We start from the raw sequence: 23653 nt of genomic DNA, 5'->3' as shown, positions 1-23653 counted from the left end.
CACCATCCGCCCCAAAACAAATCATACGTCCGGGACCGCGTTCCACAGCGTCACCGCCCCCCCACCGAACTTCGGGGAAGGTCGAGCAGAACCGTTAAGCCGAATGCGAGGGAGCGGAGCCTGTCTGCACAAGTAAACGTTTGGAATTGGCAAAACGTTTGACGGGGCACGCGCTATCGACTTGGAAAGTCGAGCGACGATTGTCGTTCGACTTTCCAAGTCGACAACGAACGCCACCATCCGCCCCAAAACAAATCATAAGTCCGGGACCGCGTTCCACAGCGTCACCGTCCCCCACGGAACTTCGGGGAAGGTCGAGCAGATCCGTTAAGCCGAATGCGAGGGAGCGGGGCCTGTCTGCACAAGTAAACGTTTGGAATTGGCAAGACGTTTGACGGGGCACGCTATCGACTTGGAAAGTCGAGCGACGATTGTCGTTGGGTCTACAAATCGACCCAGCGCTGCGTAAAGTCCGCGCGATCCACATTCCAGGCCTTAAAGTCTCGACGTCCTTCGCAAACACAGCGCAGATTGGCGGCGACGACTCGTAGATCTTCGATGCACCAAATATCGCCAAGGATCTGCGGCGACGACGACTTCAACGCGGCTTGACCGACCGCCGAAAGCACACACCCTGACATCGGCGGGATGACCACACCCAGCGTATTGAGCACTCCTTGGAGCCGCGACAAAACGGATTTGCCGCCGACGCTATGCATGCTGACCAACACCGCGGCGGGTTTGCCCAGCCAAGTCGACGTCCCCTCCGTGGCCGTTGCGTACTCCAGGAAACGCTGCAGCGGCCATCCCCAACTGTCCCAATAGGTGCCGGTCGCAAAGACAAAAGCGTCCGCCCAATCCAGCTCCGACATGGCTTTTCCTAGACTGTCCGCATGCAGCAGGTCCAGGGTTCGACACTCAAAGCCATCGGCGAATCGCTCAAACTGACTCAATAACGCTGCTGAGTTGCCCTCAGTCGGCCTAGCACTGCCGTTGACCAGTAAACACTTGGGGAACATCGCGGGACTCGGTGGTAGCAATGAAAACGAGAGCAAAACGCTGGCGGGGGAAGCGTATCCGAAGCGACCAGGCATGAAAAAAAATGCCAAAGATCTTTTTCAAAATTCGTTGTAACAGGCGAATTGAGGCTCCGCTTAGCACCGCAGATACCTTTTCCCCCTAATCTTTTCGAAAGAAGAACATCATGAGTCTGCGCAAGTTTTACCGTGTCGGAACTGGAATCCAAAGCCTCGAAGACCGAAAGCTGATGGCTGCCGCTGCATTGGAAGCAGTGATTCAAGCTGCCGACACGAAACCGGCATTCGTTTCCGAAACAAGAATTTCCCTCACACAAGACTTGGATCTCAAGAAACAGTTGGACACCGACGCGATGCAAGAGGATCTCACCGGCATGATCGATAAAATCGTGCTAGATGAGGCAAAGGGAAAACTCTCGGATCTTGACACACAGATCGATTTCGACCGCGGCGGCCTGTCCGTCAATGTTGGCCAGGACAATGGAAAACCCGCTCCTGACAGTGAGGAGGACGACGCGGAGTTTGAAGCGAGAATCTACGGTGACTCCATCAACGAAAAGGCCGAGATTGCCGAAGACGAAGAAGACGGGCAACGCTTTTTCGGGGAAAGGAGTGCTCGGGTCATCATAAATGAGGCGGAGAAAGCTGCTGATGCCGCATCACAAACAGACGAGAACGGCCAAGACGCAGGCACTAATGGCGGCGAATCGGGAAGCGATTCCGACAGTGACGAAACGGACGACTCCTCAGGTGACAGCAACTCCGAAATGCCGAACCCCGAGGGCAACGGTGGTGACGGAAACGAGCCGATCGGCTCCCCGACGGACGGCGATGATAAGTCTAAAGCTGGACGCACGAGCGAAACCACTGAGGTGCTGCTTCGCAATGATCTGACTCGGGACCCTGCCGAAAACGATGGCGGAAAAAAGGAGCCCGCACCGAACGTAGGTTCCAACAATGGTGGTTTGGTCACGAATCCGTCACCTGAAAGCTCCAGTGCTGATGCAGGTAAAGGAATCGTACTCACACCGATATCTGTCGACGTTGTTTTTCACAACATCATCGGCACCATGGATCCGTTACCCGGTGGGCCTCTTTTCTAATCACTTGATTAGTCTGTGAACGGCCTAATGTTAGGCGGGGCGAAAGCCCCGCCTTTGGTCGATTTACCGCTATCGGGAATGTTCCCGTTTTGCAATGATAGAGGGACATGGCAACAATTGGTTTCCGTCCGCTGTCCGGCAAAGCTTTGTTCACGATTTACCTTCCATACAAAGCGCAGTCATGTTGGCGGCCTTGGACCGCGTATCCCTCAAACGAGTCCTGAACATGCCTTGCAAACACTTGACCGAATTATTTGAACTTTGCGAAAAACATGACCTGCAAATCGCCGGTCCCGACGCCATTCGGGTGATCTGTCGGCAATGCGAAGAGCAGGAGGTTTGCCCGACTTCGCTGACCGATGGAGATCAAGTGCTCGTTCCCATCCGGGCTCCGGAAGCGAAATCGTTGAGCGATCCGAAAACATCGAGTGACGCCTCGTCGTCGTGACAGCGTCAATTGGCGTTCGTGCTTGAAATGGTGAACGCTGCCCAGTAGATCGGTGCGACTACTCGTGTTGATTCGGGCGCCGCGTTTGTTTCGGTGACACGTGTCACCCCTCTCAAGCGGTCCGAGCCCTCCAGTTCTCCGTTTCGCAAGGCCAACTGAGCTTGACGCAGTGCTTCGGCGGGATTCTTGCCGCTCCAAAGCTGTTGATAGAACGATGTCATCAGTATCTTTGTCGCCGCATCATCGACTTTCCAAAGGCTTGCCACGACATCGCTGCATCCGGCCAAGTGCAGGCTTCGTTGCAAGCCCATCACTCCTTCGCCGGACTGTCCGTCACCCAATCCCGTTTCGCAAGCCGAGAGCACCACGAGCTCGGTCTGCGAAAGATCCAGGACTTCGATCTCAGCGGCCGTCAGGATTCCGTCTTGCAAGTCGTCATCTCTGACGTTCCCTCCGCTGACGACGATCCCGGATAGCAGTTTCGGATCAAATCCCACCACGGACTCTTGGCTCAACGACTGAAATGCCCAAGGAGAGCTTTCGCCATTTTGATCTTCGCCCGGCTGCTTGGCAAAGAAACCGTGAGTTGCGATGTGTGCCCAGCGGGCCAAAGGCATCTTCTCTTTCAGAACCGCTTCGCTCGCCGCACGCCCGGTCAACTGCGTGACGTTCATCGGTTGCTCAGCAGACTCTGCCATGGTTTTCAGGTTGCGAATCTCGGCCTCAGTTCCAGGCAACGGTTGCCAAGCCGTGACCGGATTGACTGAACGCAGCGCGATCATGGACGTCGTTTGAAGAGCCGGCTCTATCGCTTCGATCAATTCGTCATGTGAATCACGTGCGGGAGTAACTTCGATCTTCCCGTCGGCTGGACGCGAATAGTCCAATCCGCCCACCAGCAGCAAGTCGGTTTCCGAACGCGGCCGCTCTGAACTTGGAGGTACGGGCTCAGAATCTTCATCAGCATGTAGCAAGACCCGAGGGGCTGATACGAGAGTGATGCGGTGATGATCCAGCAAGTAACCGTTCCTCGCGTCGGGCAACGCGGCGAAAGAAACCTGGGCAAGCGATCCGTCGACGGAAAGGATGAGATTTGTCCTGTCAGAAACGTGAGGTTCAATTGCACTCCAGATTAGTTTCCGTAAGTCTTGATTTGCCTCGGTAAATAGCTCCGAATTTCGCTCGATCAAGTGTTCTCGCCATTGCATGATCGCTTGGCGAATCGGTTCAGCGCCCCCTAGTTCAACCATCGACACAGAGTCACTCCTGACCACAAACGCCAGAGCCTTTAGCGTTGGAACCGAATTGGGGACTCCGATGCGATCGTGATGGTAATAGAAGATGTAATCGATCATTGCGTCATCTGTGCCGAGTCGCTGCTGCAGTTGATCCAGCCCCTGTTGAAACACAGCCTGCGAGCCGGGAACATTCGATTGGCTTTCCAATCCCAACGACCGCTCCAGGTTCTCTCGCTGCAGCGTCAGATTTTGGATCCTGTCCACCGTATCGACACGAGCAGCACCCGCGGACTCCTTGAACAGCTCTCGTGAAAGCTGTTGATTCACAGCGTCCAGCTTGGCAATCAAGTTACGACTATCAGCATCGGTGTTGCTGCGGAGCTTCTCGCGTCGATTGAACTCTTCCTCGAAGACCAACCCCTTCATGGGCATCAACCAGCGATAAAGCTCATCTTGTGAGGTATCGGACTGCAATGCAAAGCTGACGAATTGATCGATCGCACCGTCCACACGTTGACGGACCTTGAGTTTTTGCCGCTGAGAGAGCACGTGTCCATAGGCTTGCTGGAATTCAACGGCGAACTGCAGTTCCTCAAGCAGTTGTTGCTTTGCGGCTGCATGATCGTTGGAGGATTGTTTCAGTGCCGCCATTGCGAAACGTGCTCGCGATGATGGGTTGGGTACCGACAATCTCTTTTCCAAGAGCAACTCTGCCTCTTTCAGATCGCCGGTCTGCAGCGTCGCAACCGCCAAGATCTCTTCAGCGGTTGATTGTTCTTGGAGATGGTCACTATCAATCGTCTTTTGGGCTAGCGTCTTGGCCAGTTCAAACTCTCCTCGCATCAGGTACAGCTCGGACAGTGACAGGTCAATCAATGCCAAGAGCTGTTGATTGCCTTTCAGTTCGTCGGTGACTCGTCGAGCACTGTGAAGCCATTGTTCGCTGCGTCCCAAGTTCCCTCTCAGCCGAGAGATGATCGCCAATTGCCGCATCGCTTCAGCAAGTTGACGCTGACCGCAGTAGTCGCACACCTCCTGTGTCAGACGCTCGGCATCGTCCAAATCTCCCAGGATCATGAGGACACAGCCTAACCCAAGCGTCGCATTGACAACTTGGGGGGACTGCGGACCATAGCCACGAGAAAAAACATCAATGCCTTTGCGTCGTTGCAGCAAGCATTGGTCAAATGCAGACAAGTTCTCATAGGCAATCGATAGTCCAACATGAGCGTTGCCTCGCAACCACGCCGGTGCATCATTCACTTGATCGAGAAGCGTTAACAGCCGCTCATAGTGTCGGACTGATTCTTGATGGTTGCCCAGATACCTTTCCGCATCGCCCAGCAATTGCAACGCATTTCCCAGTGCAATTGGATCGGAATTCGTCTTTTCCAGCACGCTCACCGCCATCGCAGCCAGTCGCATGACTGTGTGAGCGCGGAGATCACTCACTCGTCCGTAAAAACTGCCGCCCGGCTCGATCATGACCTTTCCCGCGGCGCGAACGCATTCCGCTGCGAACGCAGATTTATCTTGACCGTAGTGACTGCTGCGGTTCTTGGTCAATCGCTGGACAACGCGTTCGATTGCGGGTTCGGGGTCGGGCATCCAGGATGCGGATGCAAGATAGTTTCCATAGACTTCACCGATATCTGTCGCTCCCGGCGTAAATTCTTCCTTCACATCCAAGCACTCTGCATAGTATTTCGCTGCGTCTTGGAACTTTCCCCACTGAAAATTGGTTTCTCCAAGGGCCCAGAGATTCCAAGCAAGATAGTGAGGCGAATTCAAGCCCTGTGTTTTTCGAATTTCCAACGCATCGCGTAGATGTTGGTCACTTGCCTCATAAAGGCCGAGCATCTTTTGAGAGAGGGCAACGTTGACGAGCGATTGGGCGTTTGCAAAGGATTCTGCCCCGCCCAAGTCATTGATGAGCATGCCCGCCTCCTGGAATATTGTCAGCGACGTTTGTGCCTTACCTTTTCCGTCCCGCAGTATTTCGCCTTCACTCATCAACAGCCATACGTAGCTGTAAGAACTCTTGCCAACCGTCTTCTCGGTCAATTCCTTCGCTCGTCCAATCCACTGCAACGCTTCGTCTTGATTCTCAATCCCGCCGATGTACGACAGCAAAGATGCAAACTCAGAGCACACATTGGCGAAACCTTGAACCTTGTTGAAGGGCGCATGGTCAAAGTCTTTCATCATTGACCGATAGGATTCGATTGCTGCATCACTATCCCCCGTCATGCGGACACAGTTGGCATGAGCCTGCTTGGCCATGAGTGACTCCATGGAATCGAGCCCAAAGAGTGCTGCGGTCTCATTGACGACATCATTGGCGACCGACAGCGCTGTTGCATAATTGCCGTTCTGAAAGTGGTTGTCTCGAACAGTCATTTTCTTTTGGAGCGTTTGATAGGCCTCCCTCTGTTGCTCGGTAAATTGAGACAACGAATCGAGTCGATGCAGTGTCAGTTCAGCAGACGCTATCGTCGCGTTGTCTTTCCCAAGTCGACTCGCAAGCGTCCTCGCGGTTGCATGCAAGGACTGTGATCGCTCTGTTGTCATCAAGCCAGATTCAGTAGTTGCCGTGGCATTGATGAACAGGTCTTGAATCGCACTTTGCATGCGATTGTTTCCAGGCGACACAAATTTTGAGTAACTCAGTGAAGACCATTCCAGACGCTGCATCGCCTCAACGTATCGCTGCTGTGTCCAAAGCAAATAGCCGAGAATTCGATTCGTCCAAGCGGCTTGTACGCAATCTCGTCCAAGGATCTGTGTGCGTATGTCGACGATCGCCACTCCGATTGGGATTGCTTGGGCGGCCTGCGGTGTATTCCGCAAACGATGAAAATCCTCTTTCTCAATCCGAATGGTTTCCGAGTATTCCTTTCGCTGTTGATGAGACTTGGATACCAGCCGTTTGGCCTCGTCGTCCAAAACACGCCATTCATCGATGGAGCTGCCCAATGCTTCGACGATCGGCAAAATCTGCTCCAGCAACTGCTGGGCCGTCTGCCAATCCGCAGCCAATCTCGCTTCTGATAGCTGTTGATCTAGTACGCCGACCAACTGATTTGCGATCGCTCGACCGCCATAAAAGATGTTCTCATCTTTTGCCCAATCTGGATTGGCTCGCTGCAACCGATCAAATGCTTCGCTGAGCAGCTCGGCAGCAAGATCGGTTTGATCCGGAGGCAGTGACTCTGCGTACGCTGCGATTGCCATGGGGGCCAGCAGTCCCAATTGCTCGTCTCGGAGCGTCTCAAATTGAGACTGGGTGTCCGAGATCATTTGTTGAGTGTCTTTATCTTGCTCTGCATCGATACCGCCCAGCTCAGCAATTTGAATCAACGTTTTTCTTTGCTCGTCAAACGACTCCTTGAACATTGCCTCCAGGGCTCGATACTGCATGTACAAGGCTTTGGCTACCGCTGCAAACTCTGGAGTGCCTTGCTGATCAGCCAGACTGCCCAAATCCCCTACTGCTGAGACCAGTCGCAATGTCTCTTTCAGCAGTTTTTCCTTGTATTCGCGAGTCTGATTTGTAAGACGTTTTCTGTCTTCAGGAGGTAACACGGACCAATCTGCAGAGTCAGCGAAATCGAGAGATGCTGTCAATTGGTTTGTCAGCTCATCGTTGCCGTCACCCAGATTCCTGTTTGCAATGTTCAGCAAAAACAAGAGCTCTGAGTTGCCAGGATAGGAGTCTCCAAACGCTTTGCGTTCTTCAGCGAGTGCGTTATCCAAAAACCGTTTTGCTTCCGGCCAATCCTTTTTAAAAACGGCGGCGCGACCATGTTCGAGCGATGCATCACTGGCGAGCAAGGCTCGTCCCTGGGCGATGGTGATCACCTTCGTCGCCAAATCCTCTTGGCTGGCTTTGCCCTCGACCTGATCCTTTTCTTGACCGAACAGCGCCATGCTAGATGACGTGACCAGGAACACTGCAAGCAGTAAACGGATGGCCGATGGGGCAAGGCCTAAGATCGACGCAGACATGACTTCTTTCGATGGGTACGTGATTGGATCAGCGCCAAGTCATTAGATAGTGTTAAAAGGTGACGGCAGCGGGAAGATGTCACGGTTCGATTTTCCAGCTCATCACAGACACGCGATAGTTCTGCTCGGCTTCGCGGGTCACACCCCGGCTGGCACCGACGCCGTAAAGTGATGTTTTACAGAGTCGTCCCAGCGGCGTTTCGAACAAGCCGACGCCTCCGCGATTCACATCGCGACTAAGCTCCGCGCTGGCTCGCTCTAACGAAGGTTGCTCCAAGACGCTGTAGTCAACAGGCTGTCCGTCTGATTTGACAACGATGGCAACCAGTGACTCCAGTCCCACCGTTTCCGCGTTGATTCTTAAACGAATCGATTGCGAGTCACCTGTTCGCAATCGGTTGCTTTCACCGGGGTTGGGATACAAGCAAGTGATTCCGTAGGCGTTGTCGACGTACAGCAGGGTGACATCAACGTTCTCACGCCCAAAATGCTGCAAGCGGACTTTGATCTGCTGGCCTTCTTTCAGCACCCGGCCGGCCGACTGCCACTGGATTTCATTGTTTTCCTCATCGAACGTCTTGATGGACAGGCCGATCAAGCCTCCGCGATCTGTTTCTGCGTTGTCGCCGGTGAGTCGCAACAAGTTCGTTGCGCGGGCGATCCGTCTCAGATCCTCACGCATCAGCTCGGGCCAGTCCGATCGAACTCCGTGAGACACAAAAACGCTGGACTCGTCGCCCGTTGCGATCCCCGCACCCGGAACCAATCGGACTTCGCCCTCGTTGTAGCGAATCAGCCATTGAGCATCTTGAGGATCCGTTACGACCTCCACCAGCTCGGAATCGAGCTCAGACGCGAGTTGCGTCAATCGCTGATGAAGCGATTCAGCGATCGCTGTCCCCGAGTCATCGAAGGAATCAACCGCGACACCCAAACGACGATCGCCCAAATCACGAAACACCAATTCACAGACAGAACGCTGCTGCACATCAGCCAACGAAACTTTCGGCGATTCATCGTAAGCCACGGGGACGACGGTAGCGGATGTCATGTCGACCTCGGTCACTTGAACGAATCCGCTGGTGTCCTTGTTCGAGCGGCCAGCATCATCCAGCGGCGCCGTGATGCGATAGATCGATCCTTTGGTCACTCCCTGCAGTGCACCGGAATTGATCGTGCCCTCGTCATCCGACTGGATAGACAACCGAATACGTGAGCGTTCGGGAAACGATTCCTTGCCCATGACGATTCGATCACGATTGCTGCCTTCGATCAGCGGGGTCGGGGATCTTCGCCCCATCGCCACATACCGGGATTGAACTTCCTGGATCAACTCGTTGTAGGTCAGTTTGCGATTGGTGTTGGAAAGCAAGTCACAGAGGGTAAAGGAGAGCAGGCCGTAGTACTTGCGTGCATCGGGATCTGCAGTGAGTGGCAGCTTTTTCTCCGGAGTTGTCTCGTGCGGCTGAGCAGCGTAGATGGCGACTAGATCACCCGGCCCGTCAAAGAGCGAGTCCGACGCGTCATCTTCTGACGACGACTCTCTGACGGAATCCAGCAATGCCTTAGGAACCAACTGGCCAGGAGGAACTTGACGGGACCTCTCCGCATCACTTCCACGGACCCCTGAACCGCTATGACAAGCGTCCATGATGATGCACACCGAGGCTTGCTTGGCCACCAATGCGGACAACCACTGGCGAAGCTGATCGTCAACAATCGCGTTCTCGATCATCCCTGCTTTGCCGTCCCAAGGACCGACATCGCACGGCAAGAACACTTCGTCCAATCCATCGGGCTCTGCATCCATTGGGTTTTCGGGGTCGTTGTCCGGTTGTTGGCTCCCGTGCCCGCCCATCAAGATCAGCACTTCGTCACCCGCCTGTACACGCCGAGCCAAAGACTCGAACTCACGCTGGATATTAGCGCGGGTCGGTTGATGCATCGCATCTTCCGATGCGGCCAGCGTGACCATCCGGCCTGACTCCGCGGTGAACCCGTATGACTCGATCAAGACCTGACGCATCAAGGCGACGTCATTGACAGGTCCCTCTAGCTGAAAAAAATCGTCCAGCCGAGGATAGTCGGTGCAACCGATCAGCAACGCATGCTTCGCAGCCGGTTCTGCTGCGGAGAGAGGAGTTGCCGGCAGAAATACTGCCGGCAGAAACACTACCCACCAACAGCACACGAGCGAGAAATGGCGAACCGCCATGTTCAGTCTCCCAGTGTGGACGCGATCAGAATCTCATAGGCTTCTGCTTGATAATCTGCTGGCAAGTCGAGACTCGATGCCGAGTCGGACGCGCCCGAGATGACGGCAAGCACATCGCCCAGGTCTTCCACTGATGAGGCTTTGCCGGCATTCTTGTAGACCGATGATCCGATCTTCTTGAGGCTTTCACGGTGTTCGGGCAGCAACAGAGATGATTCTCGGACTTGTTTGGCCAACGTTGAGAGCTCTCCGGTGTTTCCAGCGGCCCCGGCACGAACGATGGCCGACAACAGCGAGCGATAAATCGCAAAACTGGCGATTTGGCGGTTGTCGCCTGTGAATCGCAGCTTCGCCGGTTTCACATCGATAAAGAACTCTTCCTGAAGATCGGAGTCCGCAATGTTTTGGCTCGACGGCGAGGAGACCAAACTGGCGATATAGTTGTCCGAACGGTAGTTCTGCTGCAACTCAGCATCTAGTTTGCGCAAATAGCGACGGAGCGCGGCGCACTGTTCGACAGAGACGCCATCGATGCCAGAGCCAAGGACTCGATGCAACGATCGCATGTTGGAGACGCATTTGGCGTAGCAAGCCGAGAGCTGTCCGCTGTTGCTGGGGCCGTAGGACATGAGATTCTCACGAAGTTGGTCCGCGTGTGGCTTCAATTCTCGATGCTCGAAGGCACTGGGCCAAGTGGGAGAAAGATCCGCTGCGGTCTCTTCCTTGTCCTGTGTCGTGATCTCTTTGTTGCGAGCGATTTGCTGAGCCCGCTTTTCGGCCAAGTTTTCCTCTCGCAATTTGCGGAGCGTCCAATAGATCGTTGCCCGCTTCTCTTTCAAGTCCAACGCTCCGGACTCCAGTTCTTGCAGCGTCTTCATCATCTCCAGTTTTGTCTTCTCTCCATCCAGGTAGGCCTTGTATTGTGCCGTGATCGCATTGACCATGTCGGCTTTCGCGCTCTCTTGGGCCGCCATCACGGTAAACTCATTCGCCTCACCTGCTCGCCCTCGTTCGACGCTGTCGGGATCCTTGCGATAGTCCCCCAGCATGTTGAACGCTTCGTCGACCTCTCTGTCATGTGCGAGCCCCATTGCAACCTCTCGACCGGTTGCCGCAGCGAGTTCTGTTTGTGCAAATGCATCGGCCAAATTGGCACACAGGTCGGCATAGCGAGTCAGGTGCTGCTTGATCGGAGCGGGAAGCTCGCTAGCGGCGACTTGCGATTTGGTCTCGGCGACCTCATCCGACCAACCGCTCACGGCTGCCCGTAGCATCGACTGTTGCATTTCATTAGTCAGCAACAAGGTGTCAAACGTGACCGCTCCAGGGTTGACCTCAAGGTCCGATTTCCTCAGCGCCAGTGCTTGGTCGCGCAGCTCTCGATAGGCCTCTGATTTGGTTGCAAGCATCGTGTCGAGCGCCGCCACGGACGAGTCAAGCTCGCTGTCGTCAACGAGCAACAGCGCAGTCGCTGCCAGGGCCTCCGCTCCTGGCGAATCCGGTCCTCCATTTCTGAGTTGCCCCAAAATGCCGGCACCGTCTAGATTTGCAAGAGATTCTGCAGGCGTTGCGGGGGCTTCCCCCCTGGCAGTGATGGGCAGGGACGCTACCGCGATCAAGCAGGCCAGAACGACATGCTGCAGCGGATTCATGACGGCGCTTTTACACATTTGGTTTTCCTTAGTTATCCAACTGAAATTCAACAAGTCGACACGGTCTCGATCAAGCAGCACCACGGAGCAGCACCGCATAGATGGGGGGCTACCTGTCAAGTTCGATCAATCGTACTCGCACAGGATAACGATTGAACCCGCAGAGCCTTCCATTGTCCACACATTTCGCCCACACATTTCGTTGCGTAGACCATTGGTCAACGTCTTCGCAGCAAAGCAAAAAGCCCACTTCGTCGAATCGCTGCTTTCCGCTACCATATGCGATTCGCCAGGGGGGATGCCTTCCGCGAAATCCGCTGGCTCACGGTCATCGAGCCCGAAAAACACAATTCACCCCCTTCTATTCTCATAGAATTTCCCACATCGGAGTCTGAACATGCCGTCCGGAATTGAACGCGTCCGAGAGATCCGTCGTCTGCGTACCCGTCGCAAGAAAGTTGCCAAGCTGATCGCACGCGCGAAAGCGGGCACGATGGAAAAGGCCGAAGTCGTTCGCAAGCTGCGTCGCCTCACCCCAGGCGCCGAAGTCATCATCGCTCGTGAAGAGCTGCTGTCCTAACACGAACGGACGGTTTGTCGGATCTGGTGACCCGCAAGACTCTCCGCGGGTGTAGGTTGCGTGCGCGAAGGTCAGAACCGAGCACGGGTCGCGAAACACGTCAAGAGTATGGGACGTACTGCAACGTGTACCGCCTGTAACGTGAACCGCCGAGAGTCTTGACGAGTTTCGCTGCTGGCGGAATGGGTAGATCTGGGCACCACCACGAGGCACTGGTTTGATGATATTTTTTTCCTCGCCCCGTGAACCGACGCGATCCTTTGGGCGTAGCGGTAGCTTGAACTCTATTCATCCACACGACGGATTCCTTGATGACGAAGCAAGATGAACGACGCCCGATGATCGAAGCGATCGGGCTGAGCAAGTTTTACGGCCCCTTTGCCGCTGCTCGTGAGGTGTCTTTCAAAGTTCGCGAGGGAGAACTGGTCGCTTTCTTGGGGCCAAACGGTGCCGGCAAGAGCACGACGATGAAGATGCTGACGGGCTACATCGCGCCCAGCGAAGGCGAAGCTCGCATCGCGGGTTACAACATGATGGACGACCGCATCGAAGGCAGCCGGCACTTGGGATATTTGCCCGAGAGCGGACCGCTGTACATGGAGATGACGCCCACCGGCATGCTGGATTTCTTTGCCGAAGCCCGTGGATTGACGGGGGCAAAGAAACGCGACCGGATCGATGCCGTGGTCGACATCTGCGACCTCTCCTCGGTGATGTACAAACCGATCGCAAAACTGTCCAAAGGTTTCAAACAGCGGGTCGGGATGAGCCAAGCTCTGCTGCACGACCCGGATGTCTTGATCCTCGACGAACCGACCGCCGGTTTGGATCCCAACCAAATCCGAGGCGTTCGACGTACCATGCGTCGCCTCGCGGAAACCAAAACGATCCTGCTCAGCACGCACATCTTGCAAGAAGTCGAAGCGATGGCCAATCGCGTCGTCGTAATCAACGAAGGTCGATTGGTTTATGAAGGCGACGTGGATGGATTGCGGACGATCGGCAAAGGTGACTTGGACGAAGCGTTCCATAGCCTGACCGGTGTCGAAGCATCGAAACCCGATGCGTGAGCAAAGCATGCTCCCCGCGGCTCACCACATTCGGCCTGAGAAACGCCCATTCCTTGGACCCGCCCAACGCGGCGACACTTTTTTCCGTCTCAGTATCTCCAAGAAATCAAAATGATCCCTGTTCTATCAGCCCTGCTGACACTGCTACTCTACGACGTGATTTTCGTCTGTGTGCTCCTGGCGATCTTTGGCTTGGTTGCCGGAACGAAGCGTGCCGCGTTCGCCGTCATGAAACGGAACTTCGTCGGCTATTTCAGCAACCCGACCGGCTATGTGTTCCTCTGCATCTTTGTCTTCCTGACATCGACCGCAGCGTTCTGGCCCCACGATTTCTTTAACCAAAATCTCGCCACTCTAGATCAGCTCAATTACTGGTACCCGTGGATCATGCTGGTGTTCATCCCGGCGATCACGATGAGCATTTGGGCGGAGGAGCGTCGCCAAGGAACAGACGAGTTGCTGCTGACCTTGCCCGCGGACGACTTTGACATCGTGATCGGCAAGTACATGGCAGCGGCCGCGATTTTCACCGCGTCGCTGCTGTTCAGCCAACTCAGTACGTCGGTGACCCTGGCGATTCTGACCGAAGGCGGATTGGACACCGGGCTGATCTTTTCGACTTACCTGGGGTACTGGTTCGTCGGTGCGACCATGATCGCGATCGGCATGGTCGCGTCGTTCCTGACCGGAAACCTGACCGTCGGTTTCATCCTGGGGGCCTTGTTCAACGCACCCCTGGCGTTTGCTTCCTTGGCCGAAACGGTCCTCGGACGATCAGAGCTGATGGGATTGAAATGGGGTGAATTGATCAAGAACAGTGGCATCGCCAGACCGTTTGACGATTTCGGGCGAGGCGTGATCAGCTCCTCCTCCGTGATCTACTTCATTTTCGTCACGGCCGTCGCATTGTATTTCTGCATGGTGCTGATCGGTCGCCGTCACTGGACGGGCGGCAAAGACGGGAACACGATGGCCTACCACTACCTGGCTCGGATCGTCGCGTTGATCGTGATCACGATCTCCGCCGTCGTGATGTTTCGATCCAAGGACGTCGCTCGACGCGACATGACGGACGGCCAAGTCAGCTCGTTGGCACCGGCTACCTTGAAATTGATCCGCGAGCTGGATTCGGATCGTCCTATCAAAATCGATGCTTACATCAGCAACGAAATCCCCGAAATGTACGCTCGGACGCGTTACGAACTGATCAACTTGCTCAAGGAATTCAAGTCCACGGCGGCAGCAAACGGGCGGACCATCGAAGTCAACTTGTACGACAACATCGACCTGTTCAGCGAAGAAGCCGCTTTGGCCGAAGAACGATTCGGAATCGAGCCCGTCACGCGGATGGTTCGTGAACAAGGAACTGTGCAGCAAAAACGCTTGATCATGGGTGCCGCTTTCCGAGCGGGACTCCAAAAAGTCGTTGTTCCGATCTTTGAGTACGGGATCCCCGTCGAATACGAACTCGTACGCTCCATCAACACGGTCGCCAGCGGCAGCCGAAAGCGAATCGGCGTGGTGAAGACCGATGCCAACATGAACGGCGGCGTCAGCATGCAAGGCATGTCGATGGCCCGCATCGATCGCCACCCACTGATGGATGAGTGGAGCAAACAGTACACGGTCGACGAAGTCGATTTGGAGTCACCGATCTCGGTCGGCCAATACGACGCTCTAATCGCCGTCCAGCCTTCATCGCTGCAGCCGGCCCAGTTTCAACGGCTGCTCGATGCGATGAAAGCGGGCGTGCCCACCGCTGTGTTCGAGGATCCGTTCCCGTTGGGACGACAAGACATCACGCCAACGAGCGAGCCCAAGCAAGCCGGCGGCGGTATGTTCGGCATGGGTGGCCAGCCTCAACCCAAAGGCAACATCGTCGAGATGTGGGATTTGTTGCAGCTCCGCAGCGACGGCCAGCCTCAGCCAGAGAGTTTTGCATCCGATCTCGTTTGGCAGATTTTCAATCCTTACCCCAACCTCGATCAGAACACCGACCCGCTGTGGCTGTTCATTGATGAAAACTCCCCTGGCGGTTCTCGACTGACGACGCCCGAAGCAGGCGGACCCGAAAGTGTGATCGCGTCGTTGAACCCCGATAGCGAAATCACCAACGGACTGCGTCAGGTGCTGACTCTGTATGCCGGATCGATTTACCCCGTCGACAAGCCGACGCTCAAGCACACTCCGTTGCTGCGAACCCGTGGCGACACGGGAACGATCGAGTTCAGCAAGATCAATCAACTGCTCAGGACGGGTCGGCAGAACGAGATCGCTCGCAATATCAAGACGCTCAAACCTTCCTGCACGGTCGCTATGACGATCGAGGATGAAACGAAATCAGCCGACAAGCCAGCAGAAGCCGACGGGGAAACGTCGAGCGACGCGCCGGCATTGAAGGTGGCCTATGTTGCCGATACCGATTTGATGTTGGAGGTGTTCTTGCAGATCCGGGCCGACCCGAACTCCGCACCCGACCTCCGCTTTCAGTTCCAGAACGTTACCTTCGTTTTGAACTTGATCGACTGGCTCACCCAAGAAACCGACTTCATCGAAGTCCGAAAGCATGAGCCCATTTTCGCAAGCCTGCGGATGATCGATTTGGTCAAAGAAGATGCGAACAAGGGTGTGCGTGAGCAAACGGAACAGTTCCAAAAGACCTATGACGAAAAGGTCCGCGAGGCCGACGAAGCACGCGAGAAGGCACTGCAGTCTCTGAAGGAAGAACTCAAAGATATGCAAGAGAAAAGCCGCGATGGAAAGATTCCACAACGGGTCTTGGAAGCCAAGCAGATCGAATTCCAAACGATCTCCGAACGTCTGCAGACCAAACAAGATATCAGCAATGTGAAAGCCAAACGCGAGCAAGAAAAGAACATTGCCGACATTCGCAGAGAGGCGGACCAGAAGGTCACGTCGATTCAGAACAAAGTCAAAGGCTACGCGGTCGCGTTGCCCTGCATCCCGCCGCTCATCGTCGGCGTGGTTGTCTTCGCAGCACGACGATTGCGTGAACGAGAAAACATCAGCAAGAGCCGATTGAAATAGGCGATACCATGAGCAAAAACGAAACACAAAAGACTGGTATTTTCTGGGGTGCTGCAGCCGTCACAGCGGTGCTTGCTGCCATCATCGCATGGCCGACGGCGACCAACGATCCGGAAACTGAAGGCAGCGGCATTGCGCCCGGCAGCGTGCTGTTGCCAAGCTTTTCAGATCCGCTAGCCGCAGCCAACATGAAAATCGTCACCTTTGACGACGAACAAGGCACCCTGTCCAAGTTCGAGGTCCTACGTGACAAGGAAACCGGCGTCTGGACCATCCCGTCCCGAGGCGGTTACCCAGCCGACGCGGTGGAACAGATGCGAAACGCAGCGAATGCGTTGGTGGACCTGAAAGTGCTCGACTCGCCGACCGCCTTCGCCGAAGACCATGCGGGATTCGGTGTTATCGAGCCGAACGAAGAGCAATTGACCATCGGCGACGAGGGAGTCGGTCGACTGGTTTCGTTCAACGATCAAGACGGCAAAGAACTCGGATCGCTGATCATCGGCAAGCCCGTCGAGGGTCAAGCAGGTCAGGTCTACGTTCGGATTCCTGGACAAGACCCAGTGTACAGCGTTGCCCTGGACGACAGCCCGCTGACGACGAAATTCGAAGATTGGATCGAAGAAGACTTGCTGCAGTTGAGCAGCATTGATGTGCAGAAAGTTCAGCTCAAAGACTACACCACCGAGCTGCAACTGGATCAATCAGGTTTGCAACCGCGACTGGTGATCAACACAGAAAAGAACTACGAAGCCACGCTGGAGATGGAAGGCACAGAGTGGAAGCTGGATGAACTGAAAGAATTTGACCCCACAAAACCCAATGCACCCGGGACTGTTGTCGAAGTCGATGAGTCCAAGAAGCTGAACAAAACAAAGCTGGACGGGATTAAGACCGCACTGGATGACTTGAAATTCGTCAATGTGCAACGCAAGCCCGAGGGCATCAGTGCCAACTTGCGAGCCGATGCGGACTTTGCAAATGACCGTGAAGCAAGCTCGCAACTGATCGAACGTGGATTCTATCCCGTGCGCATGGGAGCGGATGGTGAATTTGAGTTGCTGTCGGCCAACGGCGAACTGACCACGACCACGAAAGATGGCGTGAAATACATCTTGCGATTCGGTAGCATCTCCGGACTTGGCGAGAAAGAAGACGAGTCGGAAGAGGATTCCGCCGAGGCCGAAGAAGACAAACCGAAGTCTTCCGCGGGCGTGAATCGCTATCTGATGGTCTCCACCGTCGTCGACGAAGAAATGTTCCCGCCACCGGCATTGGAGGTCGTGCCAGAAACGTTGGAGGATCTCGATGCAATGGACAAGGCGGCAGAAGCAGCCGCGCCCGCTCCAGATCAGCTGCCACCTGAGCTGAACCCGCCGATGACCAAACCCACCGAAGAAGAAAAACCGGCGACCGAATCAGAGACTCCTGAATCGGATCGGCCCGAGCCTGCGGCGACGGAAAACAGTGAGACCGAGAACAAAGAAGAAATGAAGGACACTCCCGCTGAGTCCGGCGAAAGCGATTCTGCCGATTCGAAATCCGAACCAGCGGATGAAGCCGACTCGACTGAAAAGCCCGACGACGCGGACAAAGAAGCTGCAGAAGGTACCCCTGAGCCAGCCGAGACAACGGATGCTCCAACCGAGCCCCAGGAAGGCGAAGTCGAAGCAAGTGGTTCTGGTGAGTCAACGACGGTCGGCGAAGGTCAGGACCAGGACGCCGATGCGCCCACTGAGCAAGAGCCCGCTGCTGAAACGGACGCCGAGAAACCCACTGCAGATGATACGGCTGAAACGAAAACGGAAGCAGCGGCGGAAAGCAAACCTGACTCCGAGGCTGCAAAGCCTGCGGATTCCAGCCCAGGTGATTCCAGCCCAGAGACGGCTGGGGACGACGCCGACAAGCCTGCTCCGGCTAAGCAGGAAACAGAGGAAGAAAAGAAGGAGCGTTTGGCTGCGGTCCAAGAACAAATCACCAAGTCGAACGAACGCAAGATTGATGCTCGCAAGGAACGATTGGCAAATGCTCAACGTCGCTCCCGCAGTTTGAACGAGCGATTCGCCGACTGGTACTACGTCATCCCCGAGGAAACCTACAGCAAGCTGCTGATTCGTCAGGAAGACTTGTTCGAAAGCGACACGCCCGCCCCGCCTCCCGGTGGTCCCGGCATCAACTTCGGCAACCCCGGCGGATTCCAACCTCCAGGCGGTTTCGGGAACTGATGCGGTTTGCCTTTCGGGGCAGGCCGCTATTGTCGCTCGACTTTCCAAGTCGATAGCGGGCACCACGTTGAACGTATGCCGTGGAGCAAGGTTTGGCAGCGGAGTTCGGTTTAGGCAACGCGTTTTCCGCTCCAAACACGCTAACAGCTCGGAGAGCTGAGCGACAATCGCTCGACTTTACAAGTCGATAGCGGGCGCCACGTTGAACGTATGCCGTGGAGCAAGGTTTGGCAGCGGAGTTCGGTTTAGGCAACGCGTTTTCCGCTCCAAACACGCTAACAGCTCGGAGAGCTGAGCGACAATCGCTCGACTTTCCAAGTCGATAGCGGGCGCCACGTTGAACGTATGCTGTGGAGCAACGTTTGGCCGCTATTGTCGCTCGACTTTCCAAGTCGACAGCGAGTACCACGTTGAACGTATGCTGTGGAGCAAGGTTTGGCAGCGGAGTTCGGTTTAGTCAACGCGTTTTCCGCTCCAAACACGCTAACAGCTCGGAGAGCTGAGCGACAATCGCTTTCCAAGTGGGTAACGGCGTATCCAGCCGTCATCAACCACCGACCAATTTCGCAACCGTTCGGATCGACAATCCAACTGCGACCAGCAGCCCAAGCCAGCATGCGGGCAATACCCATCCCGGCAAGCGGCTGCGATCAACCTGGTGATACTGCCAAATCACCGTCGCGGCCAGAATTGGAAAGGCGAGAACGGTTAGCGATTGGGCAATGATGATGAAATCCGCCAGCGGTGTTTCCGTCCAAATCGCGACGGCTGCCACCAGCCATCCCAACATCAAGACGCCGATGGTGGAATTTCTGACACCGGGCTGTGACATCTTGCTGCCGATGTTGATCGAATCGGCAAACACGACCCCTCCGATCAATGCGTTGACCACAAACGAACTGATCGCGCCGGCAAAGACTCCGGCGGCAAACACGTACTGAGCCATCCGGCCGAACATCGGCTCAAGTGCTTGTGCGACCGCTGCAGCGTCGGTCAATTCGCTCGGTTTCACACGACCGCCCAACGCGGCAGCGCCCGTGATCAGAATCATCATCGTGATCAATGCCAAGGTCGCGATACCAACGACAGAGTCGGTCACACCGGTCGACAAATCGTTTCGCCCCCATCCTTTCTCGCGTACCTGATACGACTGGTAAAAGGCTCCAGCGACGGAGAACGTCGTCGCGACCATTGCACCGGCGGTCAACCAAGCCACTGCGCCGCCAAACTCGGTGTTCGGCATTTTGGGGACCAACCCGCGAGCCACTGCCATCGGCGACGGCGTGGCGGCCAGCATGTTTGCGGCGAAGGCGAGTACCATGGCTGCGACGAGCAATGCCATGGCGGACTCAATCCAACGATACAGGTTGCGTTTGCCCAGAATCAGCATCGCGATGATGCCAAGGTTCAACAGCAAGGGAATCCCCACGCGAACGATCACCGAATGCGGCTCGGCGGCGGTGCCGGGTGTCCGCGTGAATCCTTCCACCGCCATCAACATCGCATTGTTGTTGGACGCTTGAAACATCGTGACCGCGACCAGCATCGAACCACCGACCATCCAAGCCGCCGGTCTGCCGAAACGCTTGGCAACGGCCGAGCAAGGAGTCTCGGGATGCAATGCGCCGTTGGCCATGGCTGCGATCGTCATCGCGGTCATCAACAAACCAGCCAAGGGCACCAGCCACAGCAAGTCGTAGCCATACTGACATCCCACACGACTGGCACTGACGATGCTGCCGGGGCCCAAAACGACCGCCGCGACGATGATCGCCGGTCCGATGCGTCGCAGTCGCGTCAAGAGTCCAGGGGCGGCAGCATCGGATGACGGATCGACTTCGTCGGCAACCGGGTCAGGCGAGGAATACGGGTCGGGCATGGTGGGAACAGGACGCTCGGGAACAGGGCGGCGGGGGCGAAAACTTCATCGAGTCCGCAGAATTGTATGCGATCGGCGGCACGGCGTTGCCACGCACTGGTGATTCGTTTTCGCAGCCGTTATCCTTGACCGCAGCGTCCTCCATCCATGTCTGCCAAAAATGAAACAAATTATCACCGTCGTCAGACCGCATCTCGCGGAGAACGTTCTCGCTGCCCTGCGTCGCGCTCCGTTGGAGGCACTGACGGTGACGGAAGTCAAAGGCTACGGCAGGCAAAAGACCTACTTGGACGAGTACCAAGAGACAGAGTACTCCGAAGCCTTCGTGCCGAAGGTCGAGATCACCATGTGGGTCGATGATTCTCGTCTTGAGGAAACGCTGGAAAAGATCAACGCAGTGGCACGCAGTGGTCGCATCGGTGACGGAAAGATTTTCGTCATGCCTATCACAACCTTTCAGTGATAAAAATTCACTTCAAGGCGAGTGCGTTTTTGGTGGCGAGTGAATCAAAAGAAATGGTCGATGTGCAATGAATCACGAGAATCAAAATTCACCCTACGCCCCACCAACTGTGTTACCGGAGCAGTCTTTCGTCCCTTGTCCCCAGTGTGGACAACAAATGGACGACGGTGACTTGTCGTCATCCGCAGCGATCAGGTGGCGTTCGTATTCTGACAACCCAGTTCAAACCTTCTTGACCGGAGGCAGAAAAATCGCGAACTCCAAGTCTGGATTCGGCTTTCGCGTTCCCGCTCACTTCTGCGGCCATTGTCGTCTGATGCTGATCAAGAGATGAGTACGCCTGTGGAGCCGACTGAATTCAATCGTATCGCTTGGGACAACATCGCGACCAGCCGCCATCGCTGGTTTGAACACGTTTCGGACGAAGCCATTGAGCGCGCACGCGACGGCGATTTTGATTTACGTTTGACGGCCTGCAAATCCATTCCCCGACAGTGGATTGGTGACATCATGGGACGTCAGGTCCTGTGCTTGGCTGCCGGCGGCGGTCATCAGGCACCCTTGTTGGCTGCTGCGGGCGCTCAAGTCACAGTGGTGGATTTCAGTGAATCGCAATTGGCAATCGATCGACGGTTGGCCGACAAACATTCGCTGGCTCTGACCACCGTCCAAGCCGACATGGCGAATCTAAGTGTCCTTGGCAACGAGCAATTCGATTTGATCGTTAATCCATGCTCAGTCAATTTCTGTCCCGATGCTCGAGTCGTTTGGCAACAAGCTGCCCGAGTGCTGAAGTCCGGGGGGGCTTTGTTGGCCGGTCTGATTCAGCCGGTGAACTATCTCTTTGACCAAGCCAAAATGCAGCGAGGCCAGCTCGTCGTGCGATTTTCCATCCCGTACAGCGATTTGGATTTGCCGGATGACCAGCGTGAGGAAACATTGGGACCGGAGCGTCCGATCGATTTTGGCCATTCGCTCAGCGACTTGATCGGCGGCCAATTGGATGCGGGCCTACAATTGACAGATATGATGGAAGACCGCTGGGGAGGCGACGATCCGCTGTCCGACAAGATCGCGACCTTCATGGCAACACGCGCGGTCAAACCGGTCTTCTGAAATCCACCACGCTGACCACCACGCCGAAACGCTCTAACCATTCGATGCTTCGAACTCGTTCCCGGGCTGCATTCGTGATGAATTTATCCGTTCTCTATTTCCGCTTGTTCTCAACGGCTCTGCTGCTCATGCCTTCATTGATTTTCATTCCCGGAGAATCCCGTGCCGATGATCCGTACGCTCAATTGCGTGATCAGTTGGTGCAAGAACGGATCGCCACGGCCGGAGTGACCGATAGCCGTGTCCTGGAAGCCATCCGCAGCACACCTCGACACGAATTCGTTCCCGCATCGGAACGCCGACGCGCGTACTATGACATGGCACTGCCGATCGGCCACTCGCAAACCATCAGTAGCCCCTTCATCGTCGCGATGATGACGGAGGCTTTGCAGCCTGAGACGACCGACAAAGTGCTCGAGATCGGAACCGGCAGTGGCTATCAAGCCGCCGTGCTGAGCCCGCTGGTAGAGCATGTTTACACGATCGAGATCGTCCCGGAACTGGGCGAGCGTGCTGCGGATGTGCTCGCAAAACTTGATTATGAGAATGTCTCCACGCGTGTCGGTGATGGATTCCTTGGTTGGCCCAATGCGGCACCCTTTGACAAGATCATCGTCACGTGCAGCCCTGAATCAGTACCGCAACCGCTGATCGACCAACTCCGTGAAGGCGGTATGATGATCATCCCGGTCGGCGAGCGTTACCAGCAGACCATGTACCGGATGATCAAGAAAGACGGAAAGCTGGAACGGCAACCCTTGCGTCCGACTCTGTTCGTCCCGATGACCGGCGAAGCAGAGGACTCGCGTCAGTTGCAGCCGGATCCTAAGAACCCCCAAGTCATCAACGGCGACTTCGAGCAAATGGCCGAAGAAGGCGACGGCGAGATGGTCGACGTCGTTCCCGGTTGGTACTACGGTCGACAAGTCCGGCAGGTGACAGCAACGTCCAACGACAGGGGCCAAGGAAAACATTTTGCCCGGTTCGAGAACATCACGCCGGGACGGAATTCTCACCTCCTGCAAGGCATCGCGATCGACGGACGCGAAATCTCGATGATTCGGCTCAGCGGGCAAGTCAGGACGGTCAACGTGGAAAAAGGCCCCACCCCAGACGCTTTGCCGATGGTCGCGATCAGCCTTTACAACGAAACCCGACAAGATCTCGGCACCTTTTGGCTCGGCCCGTTTCGCGGAACCCGCGATTGGCGTCCCTCCAGCCGGCTGATCCGAATCCCGCCCACGACACACGAAGCCATCCTGCGGATCGGGCTCTTTGGGGCCACCGGACAAGCAGATTTCGATGACGTGAAGATCGAACCGGTGAAATGAGCCTCGGCCTCGTGCTGCGGGATCGATGCTTCATTCGCCGGCGCACCTGGTAGTGGGATTCGCCTGAATTCCTTTCGCACAGGATTTCTGACCCAACCCATTTCGCCTTCTATTGACGAGGCGTCCCCTAGCTCATCTGGCCCGTTTGCTCCCAGTGTGCCAGAAGGGCACGAAAAACGCCTCAAGCAGTAAAACACACATGTTTCCCAAGCTGCCTGTTGCGCAAAATTTGCCGTATCT

Annotated in this window: 15 protein-coding genes; 10 read left to right on the top strand and 5 right to left on the bottom strand. The window is 55.6% G+C overall.

The window, feature by feature from the left end; all coding sequences use genetic code 11:
• Positions 1-443: 443 nt before the first annotated feature.
• A complete protein-coding gene (locus Pla52nx_RS15940) occupies positions 444-1094 on the bottom strand; it encodes a flavodoxin family protein (RefSeq protein ID WP_197454981.1) in 651 nt (216 codons plus the stop codon).
• A 110-nt stretch (positions 1095-1204) separates the two neighbouring features.
• On the opposite strand from Pla52nx_RS15940, the gene Pla52nx_RS15935 reads away from it, so the two are divergent.
• Positions 1205-2140: a hypothetical protein gene (locus Pla52nx_RS15935; protein ID WP_146522662.1), complete on the top strand. Its 936-nt coding sequence runs from the start codon at positions 1205-1207 to the stop codon at positions 2138-2140.
• A 226-nt stretch (positions 2141-2366) separates the two neighbouring features.
• Positions 2367-2588 carry a hypothetical protein gene (locus tag Pla52nx_RS15930; RefSeq protein WP_146522661.1) on the top strand — a complete coding sequence of 74 codons (222 nt, stop codon included), beginning with the start codon at positions 2367-2369 and terminating at the stop codon, positions 2586-2588.
• A gap of 5 nt (positions 2589-2593) precedes the next feature.
• Here Pla52nx_RS15930 and Pla52nx_RS15925 read toward each other — a convergent pair whose 3' ends face one another.
• The 3 genes from Pla52nx_RS15925 to Pla52nx_RS15915 all read right to left on the bottom strand — a co-directional run bounded on the left by Pla52nx_RS15925 (position 2594) and on the right by Pla52nx_RS15915 (position 11719).
• Positions 2594-7834, bottom strand: a complete 5241-nt coding sequence (locus Pla52nx_RS15925) for a CHAT domain-containing protein (protein ID WP_146522660.1) — start codon at positions 7832-7834, stop codon at positions 2594-2596.
• 79 nt (positions 7835-7913) lie between these two features.
• Positions 7914-10049 (bottom strand): caspase family protein, encoded by a 2136-nt coding sequence (locus tag Pla52nx_RS15920; protein WP_146522659.1) that lies wholly within the window; start codon positions 10047-10049, stop codon positions 7914-7916.
• Positions 10050-10051: 2 nt separating this feature from the next.
• A complete protein-coding gene (locus Pla52nx_RS15915; RefSeq protein ID WP_146522658.1) occupies positions 10052-11719 on the bottom strand; it encodes a hypothetical protein in 1668 nt (555 codons plus the stop codon).
• Positions 11720-12098: 379 nt separating this feature from the next.
• Between Pla52nx_RS15915 and Pla52nx_RS15910 the strand changes: the two genes are divergently transcribed.
• The 4 genes from Pla52nx_RS15910 (at position 12099) to Pla52nx_RS15895 (ending at position 18624) form a co-directional block, all read left to right on the top strand.
• Complete coding sequence (locus tag Pla52nx_RS15910) at positions 12099-12281, top strand: DUF6800 family protein (RefSeq protein WP_146522657.1); 183 nt, start codon at positions 12099-12101, stop codon at positions 12279-12281.
• A 311-nt stretch (positions 12282-12592) separates the two neighbouring features.
• Entirely contained in the window at positions 12593-13351 is a 759-nt protein-coding gene (locus tag Pla52nx_RS15905) for an ABC transporter ATP-binding protein (RefSeq protein ID WP_146522656.1), read from the top strand.
• A gap of 111 nt (positions 13352-13462) precedes the next feature.
• Complete coding sequence (locus Pla52nx_RS15900; protein WP_146522655.1) at positions 13463-16399, top strand: Gldg family protein; 2937 nt, start codon at positions 13463-13465, stop codon at positions 16397-16399.
• Positions 16400-16407: 8 nt separating this feature from the next.
• Positions 16408-18624, top strand: a complete 2217-nt coding sequence (locus Pla52nx_RS15895; protein ID WP_146522654.1) for a DUF4340 domain-containing protein — start codon at positions 16408-16410, stop codon at positions 18622-18624.
• A gap of 547 nt (positions 18625-19171) precedes the next feature.
• On the opposite strand, the gene Pla52nx_RS15890 is transcribed toward Pla52nx_RS15895, so the two are convergent.
• Complete coding sequence (locus Pla52nx_RS15890; RefSeq protein WP_146522653.1) at positions 19172-20503, bottom strand: NRAMP family divalent metal transporter; 1332 nt, start codon at positions 20501-20503, stop codon at positions 19172-19174.
• Between the two features lie 160 nt (positions 20504-20663).
• Here Pla52nx_RS15890 and Pla52nx_RS15885 point away from each other — a divergent pair, with 160 nt between their 5' ends.
• The 4 genes from Pla52nx_RS15885 (at position 20664) to Pla52nx_RS15875 (ending at position 23413) form a co-directional block, all read left to right on the top strand.
• Positions 20664-20966, top strand: coding sequence for a P-II family nitrogen regulator (locus Pla52nx_RS15885; RefSeq protein ID WP_146522652.1), 303 nt, complete (start codon positions 20664-20666; stop codon positions 20964-20966).
• Positions 20967-21033: 67 nt separating this feature from the next.
• A complete protein-coding gene (locus tag Pla52nx_RS32945; protein WP_390620410.1) occupies positions 21034-21300 on the top strand; it encodes a PF20097 family protein in 267 nt (88 codons plus the stop codon).
• Positions 21297-22082, top strand: a complete 786-nt coding sequence (locus Pla52nx_RS15880) for a class I SAM-dependent methyltransferase (RefSeq protein ID WP_146522651.1) — start codon at positions 21297-21299, stop codon at positions 22080-22082. Before Pla52nx_RS32945 ends, Pla52nx_RS15880 begins: the two co-directional genes overlap by 4 nt.
• Before the next feature lie 128 nt (positions 22083-22210).
• Positions 22211-23413, top strand: a complete 1203-nt coding sequence (locus Pla52nx_RS15875) for a protein-L-isoaspartate(D-aspartate) O-methyltransferase (protein ID WP_231742490.1) — start codon at positions 22211-22213, stop codon at positions 23411-23413.
• The last annotated feature ends 240 nt before the right edge of the window (positions 23414-23653 follow it).

Origin of the sequence: Stieleria varia, from assembly GCF_038443385.1 — a bacterium.
In the GTDB taxonomy this organism is placed as follows: Bacteria; Planctomycetota; Planctomycetia; order Pirellulales; family Pirellulaceae; genus Stieleria; species Stieleria varia.
This window is presented reverse-complemented; position numbering and strand designations above follow the sequence as displayed.